This is a genomic window from Amphibiibacter pelophylacis (genome assembly GCF_037688875.1).
Lineage (GTDB): Bacteria > Pseudomonadota > Gammaproteobacteria > Burkholderiales > Burkholderiaceae_C > Amphibiibacter > Amphibiibacter pelophylacis.
The window spans coordinates 70618-86147 of the sequence record NZ_JAWDIE010000015.1; the positions used below are offsets into that span (position 1 = coordinate 70618).

The following is a 15530-nucleotide window of genomic DNA, read 5'->3' on the forward strand; positions in this document are numbered from 1 at the left end:
TCAGATGATGCAGTGCTCGCGCAGGGGCTGGCCGCGCTGCACGCGCTCGAAACCCAGATCGCTCAGGTCCAGGCTCTGGTAGCGGCCGGTCAGGATCAGCTCGGCCAGGCCGCGCCCGACAGCGGGCGCCTGCTGCAGGCCGTGGCCCGAAAAGCCGTTGGCCAGCCAGGCGTTGTCGCAGGCGGGGTGCGGCCCGACCAGGGCGTTCTGGTCGAAAGTGTTCATCTCGTAGTAACCGGCCCAGGCGCTTTGCACGCGCAGCGCCTCGAAGCCGGGGATGCGCGCCGCCAGCGTCGGCCAGACGTGATCTTCAAACGCCGCGTGATCGGGCTCCAGCGGAAGGTCGTCCGGGTCGTCGCCCACCGGGCAGAAGCCGCACAGATAGCCTTTGCCCTCGGGGCGCAGCCAGATGCCGCTGGGGTCGATCAGCAGCGGACAGCCTTGCAGGTGCGCCGGGCTGCTCAGGTGAAAGACCGTGCGGCGGCGTGCCGACACGGGCAGATCGATGTCCAGCCAGGCCGCGACCTGGCGTGCCCACGGCCCTGCCGCGTTGACCAGGCCGCTGCAGGCCAGGGTGCTGCCATCCGCCAGGCGCAGGGCGCGTACATGGTGTACGCCGTCCGCCGTTTCCAGCTGCGCGCCCGTGGCTTCGGCGCGCACAAAGCGGGCGCCCAGCGCGATGGCTTTGGCGCGCAGCGCCTGCAGCAGCAGATAGCCGTCAAACCAGCCCTCGGCGCTCAGGCCCAGCGAGCCCAGCACCAGGCCGTTGGTGTCCAGCCATGGAAAACGCTGCGCGAGCTGATCGCGCGACAGCAGCGCCACATCCACCCCCTGCGAACGCTGCACAGCGTGGTTGGCGCGCAGCACGGGCTCGCCCGCCGGGGTGGCCAGATACAGATAGCCGCCTTCGACCAGACCGGCGTCGGGCGCGGGCTGCCCCGGCACCGCCAGCAGATCGCCCATCTGGCGCAGAAAACCCACCCCGAACTGCGAAATGGCGATGTTGATGGGCGTGGAGAACTGCTGGCGGATCGAGCTGGCCGACAGCGCCGACGAGGCCCGCGTGTAGACCGGATCGCGCTCGACCACCACCACGTCCTGCTGCGGCGCCTGGCGCTTCAGGAAGTAGGCGATGGCGCTGCCGATCACGCCCCCGCCGACGATGACCAGCGGCAGATCAGACATCGAATCTCACGCCCTGGGCCAGCGGCAGCGCGCCGCTGTAGTTGATGGTGTTGGTGGCGCGGCGCATATAGCCCTTCCACGCGTCCGAGCCCGATTCGCGGCCGCCGCCGGTGTCTTTTTCGCCGCCAAAAGCGCCGCCGATTTCGGCGCCCGAGGTGCCGATGTTGACGTTGGCGATGCCGCAATCGCTGCCCGAAGGCGACAGGAAGACCTCCGCCTCGCGCAGGCCGCCGGTGAAAATCGCCGACGACAGGCCCTGGGGCACGTCGTTCTGCAGCGCAATCGCTGCGTCCACGTCGCCCGAATACGGCAGCACGTAGAGGATGGGCGCGAAGGTTTCGTGGCGCATGACCCCGGACTGGGCGCTCATGCGCACCAGCGCCGGGCGCACATACCAGGCGTCGTCGCCCAGGCCCCTGCAGGCGCGCTCGCCGCCCGTGACGGTGCCGCCCTCGGCACGGGCCTGGTCCAGGCTGGCCTGCATGGCGTCAAAGGCGGCGCGGTCGATCAGCGGGCCGACCAGCGTGCCATCGGCCAGCGGGTCACCCACGGCGATGCTGCTGTAGATGGCTTCCAGGCGGCGCGTCAGAGGCTCGATCACCGATTCGTGGACGATCAGGCGGCGCAGCGAGGTGCAGCGCTGCCCCGCCGTACCCACCGCCGAGAAGGTGATGGCGCGCGCCGCCAGCTCCAGGTCGGCGCTTGGTGTGACGATCATGGCGTTGTTGCCGCCCAGTTCTAGAATGGATCGTCCCAGGCGCTGCGCCACGCGCACGGCCACGTCGCGGCCCATGCGCGTCGAGCCCGTGGCGCTCACCACCGGCACGCGCGGCTGCGCGGCCAGCCACTCGCCCAGTTCGCGCCCGCCGATCAGCAGCTGGCTCAGGCCCGGCGGCACGGTGCCGGGTTGTTCGGCCTCGAAATCGGCGAGGGTGCGCTGCAGCAGGTGCTGGCAGGCGATGGCGGTCAGCGGCGTTTTCTCGGACGGTTTCCACAGCACGGCATTGCCGCAGACCAGCGCCAGCGCGCTGTTCCACGACCAGACCGCCACGGGGAAGTTGAAGGCCGAAATAATGCCCACCACGCCCACCGGGTGCCAGGTTTCCATCATGCGGTGGCCGGGGCGCTCGCTGGCGATGGTCAGGCCGTGCAGCTGGCGCGACAGGCCGACGGCGAAGTCGCAGATGTCTATCATTTCCTGGACTTCGCCCAGGCCCTCAGAGGTGATCTTGCCCGCCTCCAGCGAAACCAGCTCGCCCAGCGCGGCCTTGTGCTGGCGCAGGGTCTGGCCCAGGCGGCGCACCAGTTCGCCGCGCACCGGCGCGGGTGTGCTGCGCCAGCGCAGCCAGGCGGCGTGCGCGGCATCCAGCATCGCGTCGGCTTCCTGCAGGCTGTGGGTGCGCAGCTCGGCCAGGTTTGCACCATCGCGCGGCGCACGGCTGGTGCAGCCGCTGCCGCTCCAGGGGGTCAGATCAAGATCAAGGCTCTTCAGAACCTGCTGCAGTCGTTGGGGGGAGGCAATCATGGGGCTCCTGGGTCGCGTGTATTTCTGGAAGGAGGATCAGGGCACCTGAATCTGCACCGGCTGGCCGCCCTGGTAGCGGTAGGTGGTGACGACCGGGTTCTTCAGGTTGCCTTTGTCGTCAAAGCTGAAGGTGTTGGTGACGCCATCGTAAGTCAGGCCGCGCAGGGCGGGCAGCACCTTGGCCGGGTCGGTCGAGTCGGCGGCTTTCATGGCGGCGGCGATGACTTTCATGCCGTCATAGAGGAAGGGGCCGTAGGTCAGCACGTCAGATTTGAAGCGCGCTTTGTAGCGCTGTGCGAAATCGGCGCCTTTGGGCCGCTTGAGCAGGTCTTCGCCACCCCGGCTGCAGTACAGCATGTCGTTGACCGCGTTCTGGCTGATGCGCACGATTTCGGCGGTGCACAGGCCGTCGGAGCCCACCAGCTTCGCATCCACCCCCAGGCGCTTCATCTGGTTGGCCAGCAGGCCGCCTTGCGCGTCCACGCCGCCGTAGAAGATCACGTCGGGTTTTTTGGCGCGGATGCTGGTCAGGATGGCGGAGTAATCGACGCTCTTGTCGCTGCCGTACTCGTGCGCGACCACTTCGGCGCCCAGCGCCTTGACCCGCGCCGCGAAGCCATCGGCCGAGCCTTTGCCGTAGGCGGTGCGGTCGTCGATGATGGCGATGCGTTTGGCCTTGAGCTGCTGCACCGTCATGCGCGCCAGCACGGCGCCGACATCGGCGTCGCTGGCGACGATGCGGAACACATTGTTCAGCCCCTGGTCGGTGAAGCCGGGGTTGGTGGCGCTGGACAGGTCAGGGATGCCGGCTTTGGCGTAAATCAGCGAGGCCGGAATGGCCGCGCCCGAGTTGAAGTGCCCCAGCATGGCCTTGATGCCCGCGTCCACCAGCTGGTGCGCCACGGTGACGGCCTGGCGCGGATCGCCCTGGTCGTCCTCGGAGAGCAGCTCGAAGCGCACGGCTTTGCCGCCGATGACGGGTTTTTCGGCGTTGAGCTCTTCAATGGCCAGACGCACGCCGTTTTCGTTGTCGCGCCCCCAGTGCGCCATGCCGCCCGACAGGGGCGCAGCGTGACCGATTTTCACCACCTGCACGTCTTGCGCCTGCGCGGCGACGGGCACAAGCAGGGCGATCAGGCCGGGAAGAAGCGCCAGGCGCGCGGTGCGGGAAGGGGTCATGGTGGAGTCTCCTGTTGGATGTGTTGTTCAGCCATGCTAGGGCCGATGCGCTTTGCGGCAAAATGCCAATCTTTGAAGAGTTGTTGAGTTTTCTGAACAATAAAAACGGGAGCCCAATATGCGCAACGGCATTCCAGCCCTGGGCCTGCTGCAGGCTTTTGAGGCGGCGGCGCGGCTGGGGAATTTCTCGCGCGCGGGCGACGAACTGGCGCTGACGGCCAGCGCCATCAGCCGCCACGTGGCCGCGCTGGAAGACCGCCTGGGCACGGCGCTCTTCGTGCGTCACCGCCGCCGCGTGACGCTGACCGATACCGGCCACCACTACGCCCAGCGCGTGCGCCTGCACCTGAGCGGCCTGGCGCACGACACCCGCGCCATCGCCAACGACCGCCAGGGCGGCTATGCGCTGAGCCTGGCCGTGGTGCCCAGCTTTGCCACGCAGTGGCTGATCCCGCGCCTGCCTGCGCTGGCAGCGCGGCGGCCGGACATCCAGGTGCATCTGTCGGTGCGCTCCGACCCTTTTGACCTGGATGGCAGCGATTTCGACGCCGTCATCTGCGCCGGAACCGCGCTGTGGCCCGGCACCACCGGCCAACGCATCGCCAGCGACGGCGACTGCCTGGCCCTGTGCGCCCCCGATCTGGCCCGCCAGCATGATCTGTCGACCGAAGCCGCCTGGCACGGCCTGACCCACATTCACCTGCACAGCCGCCCCAGCGCCTGGGCCGACTGGTACGCACTGCAGGGCTGGAACTGCCCGCTGCCTGTGCAGCGCGGGCCGCGCTACGAGCTGTTCTCCATGGTCATCGCCGCCGTCACGGCGGGCCTGGGCGTGGGCCTGCTGCCGCAGACTCTGGCGCAGAACGCCCTGGATCAAGGCCAGCTTGTGCGCGCCAGCGACCGCACGCTGCCCGGCACCCAGAGCTACTGGCTGGCCCGCAGCGCCCAGCGCATCCCCAGCGAGGCGCTGCTGGCGTTCGAGGACTGGGTGGTCGGGGAAAGTGGAGGCTGAGGCCTGGTATTATGGATGCACCAGAAACCCAAGGAGACCCCTCATGCTGGATCACATGACATTTCGTGTAACCGATATGGCCCGCACCAAAGCGTTTTACAGCGCCGCTCTGGCTCCGCTGGGTTACAGCATGTGCTTTGAAGGCAATTTCGGATCAAATATTCTGGGCTTTGCCTACCCGGACACCACCGAGCCTGATGGCAAAAAAGCCGATGTCTGGTTTATTGATGGTCCTTCGCCTTATGGCGGGCCCACAGCCACTTCGGGCTGCCATCTTGCGTGGCGTGCAGCGAATCGGGCTCAGGTTGATGCTTTTTACAAAGCGGCTATCGCGGCCGGAGGAAAAGACAACGGCGCCCCCGGTCTGCGTCCTGAATACCATGCGAATTATTATGGCGCTTTTGTCATCGATCCTGAAGGTAATAATATTGAGGCGGTGTGTCATTTGCCGGAATGAGGCTTGATGTTCGCTTGGAATCAGGATTTTATTGATCAAGCTGCTGTTTATAAATAAACTGTGAAATTCCTATGATGAATGCCCAATCGCCTCATCGAACACTTTTGTGGCTCGCCTATGGCTGTATGGCCTTAACTTTTATTCTGGGTCTGACCTGGATCGTCTCTGTTGTTATCGCCTGGTCCCTTGGGCGCAATGCAACCGTTACAACCAGCGTTTCCCACTGCAGATGGATCATGCGATCAAATTTGATATTTGTTGCGGCAATGATCGTGGCGACAGGTCTGATCCTGTATGGCATGGGAGCCGAGTCAGGGCCAAGTGGCCTGGTCACGCTGATCGGTATTGGGGTGGGTGTTATTCTGTTTGTCTTTTTCTCACTCTGGTATGTGTATCGCGGAATTCGCGGAATGATCAATTTGAGCCATGAAAAGGCGATGCCGGTACCGGCGCAGTAGCTGATCACTCAGTCCGATGCCTTCCGTGACCCTCCGAAATGACCCCTTCGGGCAGTTGACCGCCCGCCGTTCAATAAACCCGGCCGCCCCGCGTCTGCGCGTGCGTGCGGCGCTGGCTGTGCTGGCCCAAAGTCGCCAGCGTGGTCTGGCTGTGGCTGTGCGCGATGGCCAGGCCCAGCGCGTCGGCCGCGTCGGGCCCGGGCGCTTTGGGCAGATTCAGCAGGCGCATGACCATGGCCTGAATCTGTTCCTTGGTGGCGTGGCCGTGGCCGACCACGGCTTTTTTCATCTGCAGGGCGGTGACTTCGCTGATGGCCAGCCGCGCCGCGCACAGGGCGGCCAGCGCGGCGCCGCGCGCCTGGCCCAGCAGCAGGGTGCTTTGCGGGTTGACGTTGACGAAGACGATTTCCACACAGGCCTGCGTGGGCGCAAAGCGCTGAACGACCTCGCTGACGCCTTCAAAAATCAGGCCCAGGCGGGCGGGAAGATCGCCCGTGGGCGCTTCCAGCGTGCTGATGCAGCCGCTGGCGACGTAGCTCAGGCGCGGGCCGCTGGCGTCGATCACGCCAAAGCCGGTGCGGCGCAGGCCGGGGTCTATGCCGAGGATGCGCTGCACGGCGCCGGGTTCAGGGCTGGAGCGGGACATGCTGGAAATACCAGCTCAGGCTGTGGAAGAACACCGGCGCGGCAAAACACAGCGGCGCCAGGCGATCCAGCAGGCCGACCGCACCGGTGACGGTGCGGTGCGTGTTCCAGCGGCGCGGGCCGGTGTCGCGGGCAATGGCCTGCAGCACAAAGCTGCCCAGCAGCCCGGCGGCGGCCACGCCCAGCGCCAGCACGGCGGCGGCCAGCACGCCAAAGGGCGTGATCCAGGCCAGCGAGGCGCCAGTCAGCGCCCCGGCCAGCGCGCCCAGCAGCCAGCCGCGCAGCGTGAAATAGCGGCTGATGCGCCGCGATAGCGGGGGCAGCATCAGGCGCCGCTCGGCCTGCGTCTGCACCCACTGCGCCACGGCCAGCACCACCACCATGAAGAAGACCAGGCCCGGTCCCAGCTGCGGCGCGCTGGGCGTTTCCAGGTTCATCAGCGCGGGGACGTGGCTCAGGCCGTAGACCGTCGTCATCACGCCCCACTGGATTTTGGCGTTGCGCGCCAGGTAGTTGCTCGGGTCGCCCGCGAGTGCGCTGAGCACGGGCAGCGCCAGCGCGCCATAGACGGGGATGAAGACGGTCAGCAGCGTCTCCTGCCCGAAAGCCACCAGCAGGTACTGAACGGGCAGCAGCCCGTAGAACACCATCACCAGGCTGCGGTGGTCGCTGCGCTGCGTGCCGATCAGGGTGATGAGCTGGCGCAGCGTCAGGAAAGACAGCGCCAGGAAGAGCAGGGTGGTGCCCACCGGGCCCGCGACCCAGCCCAGCCAGAAGACGATGGCGCTGGTCCACAGCGCCACCAGATCGCGCTGCGTGGCGTCCTGGCGACGCCGGTGCGCGGGCGTCAGGCGGCGCTGGGCGCGTGCCCCCAGCAGCGAGACGATCAGCGTCAGCACCGCCAGCCCGCCAAACAGGGCGACAAAAAGCACGCCGATGGTTTCCCCCGGGCTTAAGGATCCGATCAGCCTCATGCCGGGCCTCCGCTGGCGTCCAGATCGCCACGCGCCTGGCCCAGATCGAGCAGCGCCTGGCGGGTCCGGGCCAGAAACGCCGCTTTTTCTTCGTCCGGTTCCAGCTGCAGCGGCGTGCCGTAGGTGGCCACGCACAGCATGGGCACGGGCACGACCTCGTTTTTGGGCAGCACTTTCTGCACATTGGACATCCACACCGGCACCAGCGGCACCTGCGGAAAGGCCTGCGCCAGATGGAAAAGGCCGCTCTTGAAGGCCTGCGGCACCACGGCGTGGCCGCGTGTTCCCTCGGGGAAGATGACGATGGAATCGCCGCCGTGCAGGGCTTCGACCAGCGGCTCCAGCGGGTCCTGGTCGTCGGTGCGCTGGCGGTTGACGTAGACGGCGTTGAACACCTCGCGCGTCAGCCAGTGGCGCAGGCGGCTGGCCTGCCAGTAATCGCGGGCCGCGATGGGCCGCGTGCGCTGGCGCAGGTCGGCCGGCAGCGTCGCCCAGATCAGCACCCAGTCCACGTGGCTCTGGTGGTTGGCGAAGTAGATGCGCTGCTCAGCCGAGGGCGGGCAGCCCTGCCAGTGGCCCTGCGCGCTGGTCACCAGGCGCAGGATGGCGCCCAGCAGCGTGGACGCCGCGCTCACCAGCAGGCGGTTGAGCAGACCCGGCGCCGCCCTGCTGGCGGGCTCGCTGCCGGTGGGCTCAGTGGCGGAAATGACGCACCCCGCTGAACACCATGGCCACGCCGCGCTCGTCGGCGGCGGCGATCACTTCGGCGTCACGCATCGAGCCCCCGGGCTGGATGATGCAGCTGGCGCCCGCATCGACGACCACGTCCAGCCCGTCGCGGAAGGGGAAGAAGGCATCGGACGCCACCGCCGTTCCGGCCAGGCTCAGGCTGGCGTGCCCGGCCTTGATCGAGGCGATGCGCGCCGAATCCAGGCGGCTCATCTGGCCCGCGCCCACGCCCATCGTCATGCCGTCCTTGCAGAACACGATGGCGTTGGATTTGACGTACTGCGCCACCGTCCAGGCGAACATCAGGTCGTCCAGCTGCTGCGCGGTGGGCTGCAGCCGGGTCACCACTTTCAGGTCGGATTTTGAGAGCACATGGTTGTCGGCCGTCTGCATCAGCAAGCCTGAGCCCACGCGCTTGATGTCCACGGCGTTGCGCCCGCGCTGCCAGTCGGTGTCGCCGGTCAGGCCGCCCTCGGGCAGGGCGATTTCCAGCACCCGCACATTGGCCTTGGCCTTGAACAGCTCCAGCGCCTCGGGGCTGTAGCCCGGCGCCATCAGCACCTCGACAAACTGGCCGCTGACGGCCTGCGCGGCGGCCAGATCGACCGTGCGGTTGAAGGCGATGATGCCGCCAAATGCGCTGGTGGGATCAGTCTGGAAGGCCTTGCGGTAGGCCTGCAGCGCGTCTTCGGCCACGGCCACGCCGCAGGGGTTGGCGTGTTTGACGATGACGCAGGCGGGCGCTGCGAAGCTTTTCACGCATTCCCAGGCGGCGTCGGCATCGGCGATGTTGTTGAAGGACAGCTCTTTGCCCTGCAGCTGGCGTGCCGTGACCAGCGAGCCCGGCGCCGGGTAGAGGTCGCGGTAGAAGGCGGCCGACTGGTGCGGGTTTTCGCCATAGCGCAGGTCCTGCAGCTTGACGAAGCGCCCGTTGGCCTGGCCCGGGAAGGCGCAGCGCGTGCTATCGGCCTGCAGGCTGGAGAGGTAATCGCTGATCGCGCCGTCGTAGTTGCTGATGCGGTTGAAGGCGGACACAGCCAGCGCAAAGCGCGTGGCGCGGGTGGTGTCGCCGGTGCTTTTCAGCTCGTCCAGCACGGCGGCGTACTGGCTGGCGTCGGTCAGCACGGCCACGTCCTGCCAGTTCTTGGCGGCGCTGCGCACCATGGCCGGGCCGCCGATGTCGATGTTCTCGATGGCGTCTTCCAGCGTGCATCCGGCCTGGGCCACCGTGGCCTCGAAGGGGTAGAGATTGACCACCAGCACATCGATGGTGGCGATGCCGTGCGTGGCCAGCGCCTCGCGGTGCGTGGCCAGATCGCGCCGGGCCAGCAGGCCGCCGTGGATTTTCGGGTGCAGCGTCTTGACGCGTCCGTCCAGCATTTCGGGAAAGCCGGTGTGGTCGGCCACTTCAGTGACGGCCAGCCCGGCGTCCTGCAGCAGTTTCGCCGTGCCACCCGTGGACAGCAGGGCGAAACCAGCGGCGTGCAGCCCCTGCGCCAGTTCGACCACGCCGGTCTTGTCGGATACGGAAATCAGGGCGGTGCGTTGACGGGTCATGGTGGGCATCGTTGTGGTCAGAAGTCGATTAAAAAAGGGTCAGACGGGCCAAAAGGGATCAGCTTTTGCCCTGACGGCGCTGCGCCAGCCTGGCCTCAAACCACAGCGCTCGGGCGTCCATGCCGTGCTGCTGCAGCTTGCGCGCCAGGGTGTTGCGGTTCAGGCCCAGCCAGTCGGCGGCGCGGCACTGGTTGCCACGCGCCTTGACCAGCACGGTCTCCAGCAGCGGCTTTTCCAGAATGTCGACAAACAGGGCGTAGAGGTCTTTGGGCGGTTCGCCGTCCAGATCCTCGAAATACTGCTCGACCGCCTGCGCCACGCTCTGCGCCAGGGTGGGGCGCTGGTCCGTATCGTCCGTAACGTCTGGTTCATGCGGCTCGTGCGGCGGGTTCGTGTCCACGTCGGGGCTCATGTTGGCCGTCATGTCGGCGTCCGCGTCTCTGGGCAGTGCGCTCATGCGGCGGCCCTCACGGTGACATCGTCGTCGGCCATCGTGCCCGCCAGAACATCGTCCGGATAAGCCACCGGCCACAGCGGGTGATTTTGCGCGAGCTCGTCCAGCCAGTCGCGCAGCGCCTGCCACTGGCTGGCCGTGTCCTGCAGGGTGTTCATGTGGCGGCGGAAAGCCTCGCCGCCGGGCGCGTCCTGCACCACCCAGGCGATGTGCTTGCGCGCCGTGCGCACCCCGGCCAGTTCGCCATAGAGGCCGTAATGGTCCTGCAGGTGATCCAGCAGCCAGGTGGCGACCTGCGCGGTGGCGGGCGCGGGGGCGTCGTGGCCGTGCGCCCCCAGGTGGGCGGTGTCGGCAAAAATCCAGGGCTGGCGCTGGGCGGCGCGGCCGATCATCACGGCGTCGCAGCCTGTTTCGCTCAGCACGCGCAGGGCGCGGCGGGGCGAATTGATGTCGCCATTGGCCACCACCGGGATGCGCACTGCGGCCTTGATGCGGCGCACGGTGTCATGTTCGGCGTGGCCGGTGTACTTCTGTTCGCGCGTGCGGCCGTGCACGGTCAGCATGGCCACGCCAGCTTCCTGCGCCAGATGGGCCAGGCGCGGCGCGTTGCGCTGCTGCGCGGCCCAGCCGGTGCGCATTTTCAGGGTGACGGGCACGCCGTGCGGCTGGCAGGCGGCGACCACGGCGTCGATGATGGACAGCGCCAGCGCCTCGTTCTGCATCAGCGCCGATCCGGCCCAGACCTTGCACACTTTCTTGGCGGGGCAGCCCATATTGATGTCGATGATCTGCGCGCCGTGCTGGATGTTGTGGCGTGCGGCGTCGGCCATCTCGACGGGATCGACCCCGGCGATCTGCACGGCGATGGGCGCGGGCTCGCCCTGGTGATCAGCGCGGCGGGAGGTTTTCAGGCTGTCCCACAGATCGCGGCGGCTGGTCACCATTTCGCTGACCGCGTAGCCCGCGCCCAGACGGCGGCAGAGCTGGCGGAACGGCCGGTCCGTCACCCCGGCCATGGGGGCGACAAACAGGCGGTTGGGAAGCAGGTGGGGACCAAGCTGCATGGCGGCTTCAGGGCGCACAAAGGGCGCGGGGCTGGGGGAAGGGCCGGGGCGGAACCGGCAAAAGATTGATTATAAAGGGGGCCAAAGCCGGTCTGAAGTGGCGAAAGCGGCGCGCGGGCGCTTGCTAGAATCCCGCCCAGTCATGTCCCGCGCTGGAGAGCGTATGTCGCAGTTTGCCGTCATTGGTCTGGGCCGTTTTGGTACGGCCGCCGCCCTGGAGCTGCTGCGGCTGGGGCATGACGTCATCGGTCTGGATGGCGCGGCCAAGCGCGTCAACCCGCTGGCCAGCAAGCTGAGCTATGCCGTCATCGCCGACGCCACCGACGAGCAGGCGCTGCGCGAGATCAACGTCACCAGCTGCGATGCGGTGCTGGTCGCCATCGGCGAGAACCTGGAGGCCAGCATCCTGTCGGTGCTGCACCTGAAAAACCTCGGTGTTGCCGAAATCTGGGTCAAGGCCGCGTCCCGGCCGCACCACGCCATCCTGTCGCGGCTGGGCGTGTCGCGCATCATCCACCCGGAAGAGGAGATGGGCATCCGCGTGGCGCAGGCGCTGAACTACCCCATGGTCAACCAGTACATGGCGCTGGGCCACGGGCAGTATCTGGTCGAGATCGAGCTGATCGACCGCCTGGACGGCACGCGCCTGGCCGATCTGCTGACCGGTTGCGAGCAGATCAAGGGATTTCTGGTCAAGCGGCGCGAGGCCATCCACTCGCCCGTGCCGCCCGATTTCGTCCTGCAGGCCAGCGATACTCTGGTGCTGGCCGGGCCGCTGAAGCTGCTGCAGCGCATCGCTCCGCGACTGGTCTGAACCGTGCGCCTCTGGGACCCGCACAGCCGCATCTATTACGACGTGCCCGACCAGCGTCGCGGCACGCTGCAGCTCAGCCCGCCGCTGGTGCTGGCGCTGGGCACGGTGCTGCTGGCGTTTCTGGGCACCCTGGCGCTGAAAATGCCCTGGGCGGCGCACCAGCCGCTGGAGTGGGTGCAGGCCGCCTTCATGGCGACCTCGGCGGTGACCATCACGGGCCTGGCCGTCATCGACCCCGGCAGCCAGCTGACGGTGGCCGGGCAGATGACGCTGATTCTGCTGGTGCAGCTCGGGGGTCTGGGCTTTGTCACCTTCGCCGTGCTGGCCGCCATGTCCCTGGGTGCGCGCATTGGTATCGGTCAGCAGATGCTGGCGCAGGAGGCCTACAACCAGACCCACCTGGCGCAGGCCGCCACCACGGCGCGTGCGGTGCTGCTGTACAGCCTGTTTTTCGAGGCGGTCGGGTTTGTGCTGCTGACTCTGCTGTGGCGCGACGAGCTGGGGGTGCGCCAGGCGATGTACCACGGCCTGTTTTTCTCGGTGTCCGCCTTCAACAACGCCGGGTTTTCGCTGCACGCCACCAGCCTGATGCCCTTTGGCGGCGATGCGGCGGTGCAGACGGTGATCTCGCTGCTTTTCCTGGCCGGGGGCCTGGGCTTTGTCGTGCTGCTGGACATCCGGCACCAGCGCCGCTGGTCGCGGCTGTCGACCAATACGCGGGTGGTGCTGACGGCCACGGCGGTGCTCTCGCTGGGCGCCTTCGTGCTGATCTGGCTGCTGGAGGCGCGCAACCCCAAAACCCTCGCCCCGCTGGCCTGGCCGCAGCAGGCGGTGCTGGCCTGGTTTCAGGCGGTGACGCCGCGCTCGGCGGGTTTCAACAGTCTGGATATCGCCAGCATGACCGACGCCAGCACGGTGCTGATGACGGCGCTGATGTTCATTGGCGGCGGCTCCATGGGCACGTCGGGCGGGATCAAGCTGGGGACTTTCGTCATCCTGGTCGTGGCCACCTACGCCTATTTGCGCCGCCGCGACGAGGTGACGCTGTTCGGCCGTTCGGTGCCGCAGCGCCTGGTGATGAAGGCGCTGTCGCTGGCGCTGATCACGCTTTTCCTGATTTTCTGCGGCGTTTTTGTGCTGGCCGCCCTCGAGCCCGGCCTGCCGCTGGTCGATGTGATGTTCGAGGTGGTGTCCGCCCTGTGCACCGTCGGCCTGTCGCGGGGCCTGACCGGGCAGCTGAGCACCGTGGGCCAATCGGTGCTGATCGTGCTGATGATCATCGGCCGCCTGGGCCCGCTGACGCTGGGCTACATTCTGGCCACCCCGCAGACCCGCCGCGTGCGCCATCCGGAGTGCGAGATTCAGGTGGGGTGATGCCGTGGGGCGGCTTTCAGTCGGCCGGCAGCCAGCCCTCGGTGAGCACATCGGCCATCGCCCAGGGGCAATGCTCGGGCAGATCGCCGATGCCGGTTTCGCGGACGACCAGGTCGAGAGCGTCCAGCCAGAAGCGGTCGATCCAGCTCGCATCAGCCAGCACCGGGCGCAGGCTGGGTACTGACGCGACATGGCTGCGGATAGCGCGGCGCTGGATGCGGATGGTCACCTCCCAGCTGCTGGAACGGCGCTGCGGTTGCACCTGCCATTTCAGCAGGTGGCCCAGCAGGACGGCCATGCGGCTGGCCAGTTCGCGCTTTTCGCTTTTGCCCACGTCCAGAATCTCCTCGGCGAGGTTGTCCAGGTCCAGCTTGTCGAACTGACCCGATTTCAGGAAGGCGGCCTGTTCGGTCGACCAGGCGACCACATCCGCGTCATAGGTGCTAGGCATCAGAACTCCTTGAACCGCCTTGGGGAGGCCGTTTTAATGATTATGCCCCTGCGCTGCAGGGCTGTGGCTGTGCCCATGCGTGTGCCCTTGGGCCTCTTCTGCCTGCGCACCGCCCGCCATTTCTGAGCGCGCCTGGCGCATCACCTGCAGCCCGGCGCTCAGGGCCAGCGCGCCCATGATGGCGGCAACGATGAGGTCGGGCCACATCGTGCCGCTGCCCAGCACGCCCAGCGCGGCCAGGACGATGGCGGCGTTGCCCAGCGCGTCGTTGCGCGTGCACAGCCAGACGGCGCGCATATTGGCATCGCCCTCGCGCCAGGCGTAGAGCAGCACCGCCACGCCCAGGTTGGCCGCCAGCGCCAGCAGGCCGATCGCGCCCATGGTCAGCGGCTGCGGCGCCGTGCCCAGCCACGCGCCCCACAGCGCCTTGCCAATGATGAAAACGCCGTAAGCCGCCATGACCGCGCCTTTGCCCAACGCCAGACGCGAGCGCCAGGCCAGCGCGCCGCCCAGCACCCAGAGCGCCAGGCCGTAATTGACGGCGTCGCCCAGAAAATCGATGGCGTCGGCCAGCAGCGCGACCGAATCGCCCCGGTGTCCGAAGACGATTTCCACCATCGCCATGACCGCGTTGACGGCCAGTGCGATCCACAGTGCGTGCCGGTAAGCCGGGCCGGTGGCCGGGGCGATCCCGTGGCTGCAGCCGTGTGCGCAGTTTCTGCTCATACTTCACTCCTTCAGAAATGGTTCAGGACGCATTCCACACCCTGAAGCAGGACCAGGGTCAAGCGCCCAGCAAGCGTTCACACACGGCTGAAAGGGAGAAGCATGAACATCGGAGAACTGGCCCGCCGCGCGGGCTGCACGGTCGAGAGCCTGCGCCACTACGAGCGCGAAGGCCTGCTGCCCCCGCCTGCGCGCCGCGACAACGGCTACCGCGACTACCGATCCGAGCACCTGCAGCGCCTGGTCTTTGTGCGCCGCTGCCGCGACCTGGACATGTCGCTCAAGGACATCGCCCGCCTGCTGGACCTGGCCGACGCCACCCGCGCGCCCTGCGCCGAGGTCAATTCCCTGGTCGATGAGCAGATCGTGCGCGTCCAGACACGCCTGGCCGAACTCGGCCAGCTGCTGGGCCAGCTCGAAGCGCTGCGCAGCCACTGCAGCGGCGAATCCAAGACATGCGGGATTCTGGAGGAGCTGGTTCAGGGGGTGGGGGAGTAGGGGAGGCTTCGCATCACGACGTGCGGAACCTTGTGCTCACCCGAGTGCGGTGCGGATGCGTGCAAGTGCTTCTCGCCCTGAGACAAGAACAGATGGGTCCGAATCCGCTTCAGCGTCGCGCAGGGCGGCGAGGGCGTTCCAGCGCGCATCCCGCTCACGGTCAGCGTCAAGGCTTCCGATAATCTGCTCAAGCAGACGGGCGCGGTCGGGCTGCGGGAGCTGGAGAACCTGTTGCGCAAGGACTTCAAGGGGAGCAGGCATAGGGCGTCTCCGGGGGAATGGGCATAACTTGAAAAATTATTAGGGAAACACCCCAAAACTTGCGCACGAACCAGCTGAGCTGACTTCCGAGCGCGAATTTATTTTTTTTGTCGAATTGCAAAAAATCACTGCATGCTGGACCATTTTAAGCTGCTCGGGGCCCTTCC

Annotated in this window: 18 protein-coding genes; 6 read left to right on the forward strand and 12 right to left on the reverse strand. The window is 67.1% G+C overall.

Going from position 1 to position 15530, the window contains the following annotated elements; translation table 11 throughout:
• The 3 genes from RV045_RS10315 to RV045_RS10325 are packed head-to-tail and all read right to left on the reverse strand — an operon-like array spanning window position 1 to window position 3889.
• Entirely contained in the window at window positions 1–1185 is a 1185-nt protein-coding gene (locus RV045_RS10315) for an NAD(P)/FAD-dependent oxidoreductase (RefSeq protein ID WP_423235702.1), read from the reverse strand.
• The gene (amaB, locus tag RV045_RS10320; protein WP_423235703.1) at window positions 1178–2710 is read right to left on the reverse strand and encodes an L-piperidine-6-carboxylate dehydrogenase; all 1533 of its coding nucleotides are present in this window, start codon (window positions 2708–2710) and stop codon (window positions 1178–1180) included. The genes RV045_RS10315 and amaB overlap by 8 nt, the downstream gene beginning before the upstream one ends.
• Window positions 2711–2746: 36 nt before the next feature.
• Window positions 2747–3889: a branched-chain amino acid ABC transporter substrate-binding protein gene (locus tag RV045_RS10325; RefSeq protein WP_423235704.1), complete on the reverse strand. Its 1143-nt coding sequence runs from the start codon at window positions 3887–3889 to the stop codon at window positions 2747–2749.
• Between the two features lie 118 nt (window positions 3890–4007).
• On the opposite strand from RV045_RS10325, the gene RV045_RS10330 reads away from it, so the two are divergent.
• From RV045_RS10330 to RV045_RS10340, 3 genes are all read left to right on the forward strand, one after another.
• The gene (locus RV045_RS10330) at window positions 4008–4901 is read left to right on the forward strand and encodes a LysR substrate-binding domain-containing protein (RefSeq protein WP_423235705.1); all 894 of its coding nucleotides are present in this window, start codon (window positions 4008–4010) and stop codon (window positions 4899–4901) included.
• Between the two features lie 43 nt (window positions 4902–4944).
• The gene (locus RV045_RS10335) at window positions 4945–5358 is read left to right on the forward strand and encodes a VOC family protein (protein WP_423235706.1); all 414 of its coding nucleotides are present in this window, start codon (window positions 4945–4947) and stop codon (window positions 5356–5358) included.
• Window positions 5359–5429: 71 nt separating this feature from the next.
• Window positions 5430–5816, forward strand: a complete 387-nt coding sequence (locus tag RV045_RS10340) for a hypothetical protein (protein WP_423235707.1) — start codon at window positions 5430–5432, stop codon at window positions 5814–5816.
• 70 nt (window positions 5817–5886) lie between these two features.
• Here the strand turns inward: RV045_RS10340 and ruvC are convergent, their stop codons facing one another.
• The 6 genes from ruvC to dusB all read right to left on the reverse strand — a co-directional run bounded on the left by ruvC (window position 5887) and on the right by dusB (window position 11239).
• Window positions 5887–6462, reverse strand: coding sequence for a crossover junction endodeoxyribonuclease RuvC (gene ruvC, locus RV045_RS10345; protein WP_423235708.1), 576 nt, complete (start codon window positions 6460–6462; stop codon window positions 5887–5889).
• Window positions 6443–7435: a phosphatidate cytidylyltransferase gene (locus tag RV045_RS10350; RefSeq protein ID WP_423235709.1), complete on the reverse strand. Its 993-nt coding sequence runs from the start codon at window positions 7433–7435 to the stop codon at window positions 6443–6445. The genes ruvC and RV045_RS10350 overlap by 20 nt, the downstream gene beginning before the upstream one ends.
• A complete protein-coding gene (locus RV045_RS10355; RefSeq protein ID WP_423235719.1) occupies window positions 7432–8076 on the reverse strand; it encodes a lysophospholipid acyltransferase family protein in 645 nt (214 codons plus the stop codon). The genes RV045_RS10350 and RV045_RS10355 overlap by 4 nt, the downstream gene beginning before the upstream one ends.
• Window positions 8077–8128: 52 nt before the next feature.
• Entirely contained in the window at window positions 8129–9721 is a 1593-nt protein-coding gene (gene purH, locus RV045_RS10360; RefSeq protein ID WP_423235710.1) for a bifunctional phosphoribosylaminoimidazolecarboxamide formyltransferase/IMP cyclohydrolase, read from the reverse strand.
• A gap of 58 nt (window positions 9722–9779) precedes the next feature.
• Complete coding sequence (locus tag RV045_RS10365; RefSeq protein ID WP_423235720.1) at window positions 9780–10052, reverse strand: helix-turn-helix domain-containing protein; 273 nt, start codon at window positions 10050–10052, stop codon at window positions 9780–9782.
• Window positions 10053–10174: 122 nt separating this feature from the next.
• Window positions 10175–11239 carry a tRNA dihydrouridine synthase DusB gene (dusB, locus tag RV045_RS10370; RefSeq protein ID WP_423235711.1) on the reverse strand — a complete coding sequence of 355 codons (1065 nt, stop codon included), beginning with the start codon at window positions 11237–11239 and terminating at the stop codon, window positions 10175–10177.
• Between the two features lie 163 nt (window positions 11240–11402).
• On the opposite strand from dusB, the gene RV045_RS10375 reads away from it, so the two are divergent.
• On the forward strand, window positions 11403–12053 hold the full coding sequence (locus tag RV045_RS10375) for a potassium channel family protein (RefSeq protein WP_423235712.1): 651 nt from the start codon (window positions 11403–11405) through the stop codon (window positions 12051–12053).
• Between the two features lie 3 nt (window positions 12054–12056).
• Window positions 12057–13427, forward strand: a complete 1371-nt coding sequence (locus RV045_RS10380) for a TrkH family potassium uptake protein (RefSeq protein ID WP_423235713.1) — start codon at window positions 12057–12059, stop codon at window positions 13425–13427.
• 16 nt (window positions 13428–13443) lie between these two features.
• Here RV045_RS10380 and RV045_RS10385 read toward each other — a convergent pair whose 3' ends face one another.
• Together RV045_RS10385 and RV045_RS10390 are read right to left on the reverse strand one after the other, a co-directional pair.
• Window positions 13444–13878 carry a DUF29 domain-containing protein gene (locus RV045_RS10385; RefSeq protein ID WP_423235714.1) on the reverse strand — a complete coding sequence of 145 codons (435 nt, stop codon included), beginning with the start codon at window positions 13876–13878 and terminating at the stop codon, window positions 13444–13446.
• A 33-nt stretch (window positions 13879–13911) separates the two neighbouring features.
• Complete coding sequence (locus tag RV045_RS10390; protein WP_423235715.1) at window positions 13912–14604, reverse strand: cation efflux transmembrane domain-containing protein; 693 nt, start codon at window positions 14602–14604, stop codon at window positions 13912–13914.
• A gap of 102 nt (window positions 14605–14706) precedes the next feature.
• On the opposite strand from RV045_RS10390, the gene RV045_RS10395 reads away from it, so the two are divergent.
• The gene (locus RV045_RS10395; protein ID WP_423235716.1) at window positions 14707–15102 is read left to right on the forward strand and encodes a Cd(II)/Pb(II)-responsive transcriptional regulator; all 396 of its coding nucleotides are present in this window, start codon (window positions 14707–14709) and stop codon (window positions 15100–15102) included.
• A 36-nt stretch (window positions 15103–15138) separates the two neighbouring features.
• Here the strand turns inward: RV045_RS10395 and RV045_RS10400 are convergent, their stop codons facing one another.
• Complete coding sequence (locus RV045_RS10400; RefSeq protein WP_423235717.1) at window positions 15139–15363, reverse strand: addiction module protein; 225 nt, start codon at window positions 15361–15363, stop codon at window positions 15139–15141.
• Window positions 15364–15530 lie beyond the last annotated feature (167 nt).

Bases quoted from the DNA above. Each gene is read 5' to 3' on its own strand.
- RV045_RS10385 (WP_423235714.1), bottom strand. From the start codon at position 13,878: ATGCCTAGCACCTATGACGCGGATGTGGTCGCCTGGTCGACCGAACAG.
- ruvC (WP_423235708.1), bottom strand. From the start codon at position 6,462: ATGTCCCGCTCCAGCCCTGAACCCGGCGCCGTGCAGCGCATCCTCGGC.
- dusB (WP_423235711.1), bottom strand. From the start codon at position 11,239: ATGCAGCTTGGTCCCCACCTGCTTCCCAACCGCCTGTTTGTCGCCCCC.
- amaB (WP_423235703.1), bottom strand. From the start codon at position 2,710: ATGATTGCCTCCCCCCAACGACTGCAGCAGGTTCTGAAGAGCCTTGAT.
- RV045_RS10315 (WP_423235702.1), bottom strand. From the start codon at position 1,185: ATGTCTGATCTGCCGCTGGTCATCGTCGGCGGGGGCGTGATCGGCAGC.
- RV045_RS10390 (WP_423235715.1), bottom strand. From the start codon at position 14,604: ATGAGCAGAAACTGCGCACACGGCTGCAGCCACGGGATCGCCCCGGCC.
- RV045_RS10330 (WP_423235705.1), top strand. From the start codon at position 4,008: ATGCGCAACGGCATTCCAGCCCTGGGCCTGCTGCAGGCTTTTGAGGCG.
- RV045_RS10335 (WP_423235706.1), top strand. From the start codon at position 4,945: ATGCTGGATCACATGACATTTCGTGTAACCGATATGGCCCGCACCAAA.
- RV045_RS10350 (WP_423235709.1), bottom strand. From the start codon at position 7,435: ATGAGGCTGATCGGATCCTTAAGCCCGGGGGAAACCATCGGCGTGCTT.
- RV045_RS10395 (WP_423235716.1), top strand. From the start codon at position 14,707: ATGAACATCGGAGAACTGGCCCGCCGCGCGGGCTGCACGGTCGAGAGC.
- purH (WP_423235710.1), bottom strand. From the start codon at position 9,721: ATGACCCGTCAACGCACCGCCCTGATTTCCGTATCCGACAAGACCGGC.
- RV045_RS10340 (WP_423235707.1), top strand. From the start codon at position 5,430: ATGATGAATGCCCAATCGCCTCATCGAACACTTTTGTGGCTCGCCTAT.
- RV045_RS10325 (WP_423235704.1), bottom strand. From the start codon at position 3,889: ATGACCCCTTCCCGCACCGCGCGCCTGGCGCTTCTTCCCGGCCTGATC.
- RV045_RS10400 (WP_423235717.1), bottom strand. From the start codon at position 15,363: ATGCCTGCTCCCCTTGAAGTCCTTGCGCAACAGGTTCTCCAGCTCCCG.
- RV045_RS10375 (WP_423235712.1), top strand. From the start codon at position 11,403: ATGTCGCAGTTTGCCGTCATTGGTCTGGGCCGTTTTGGTACGGCCGCC.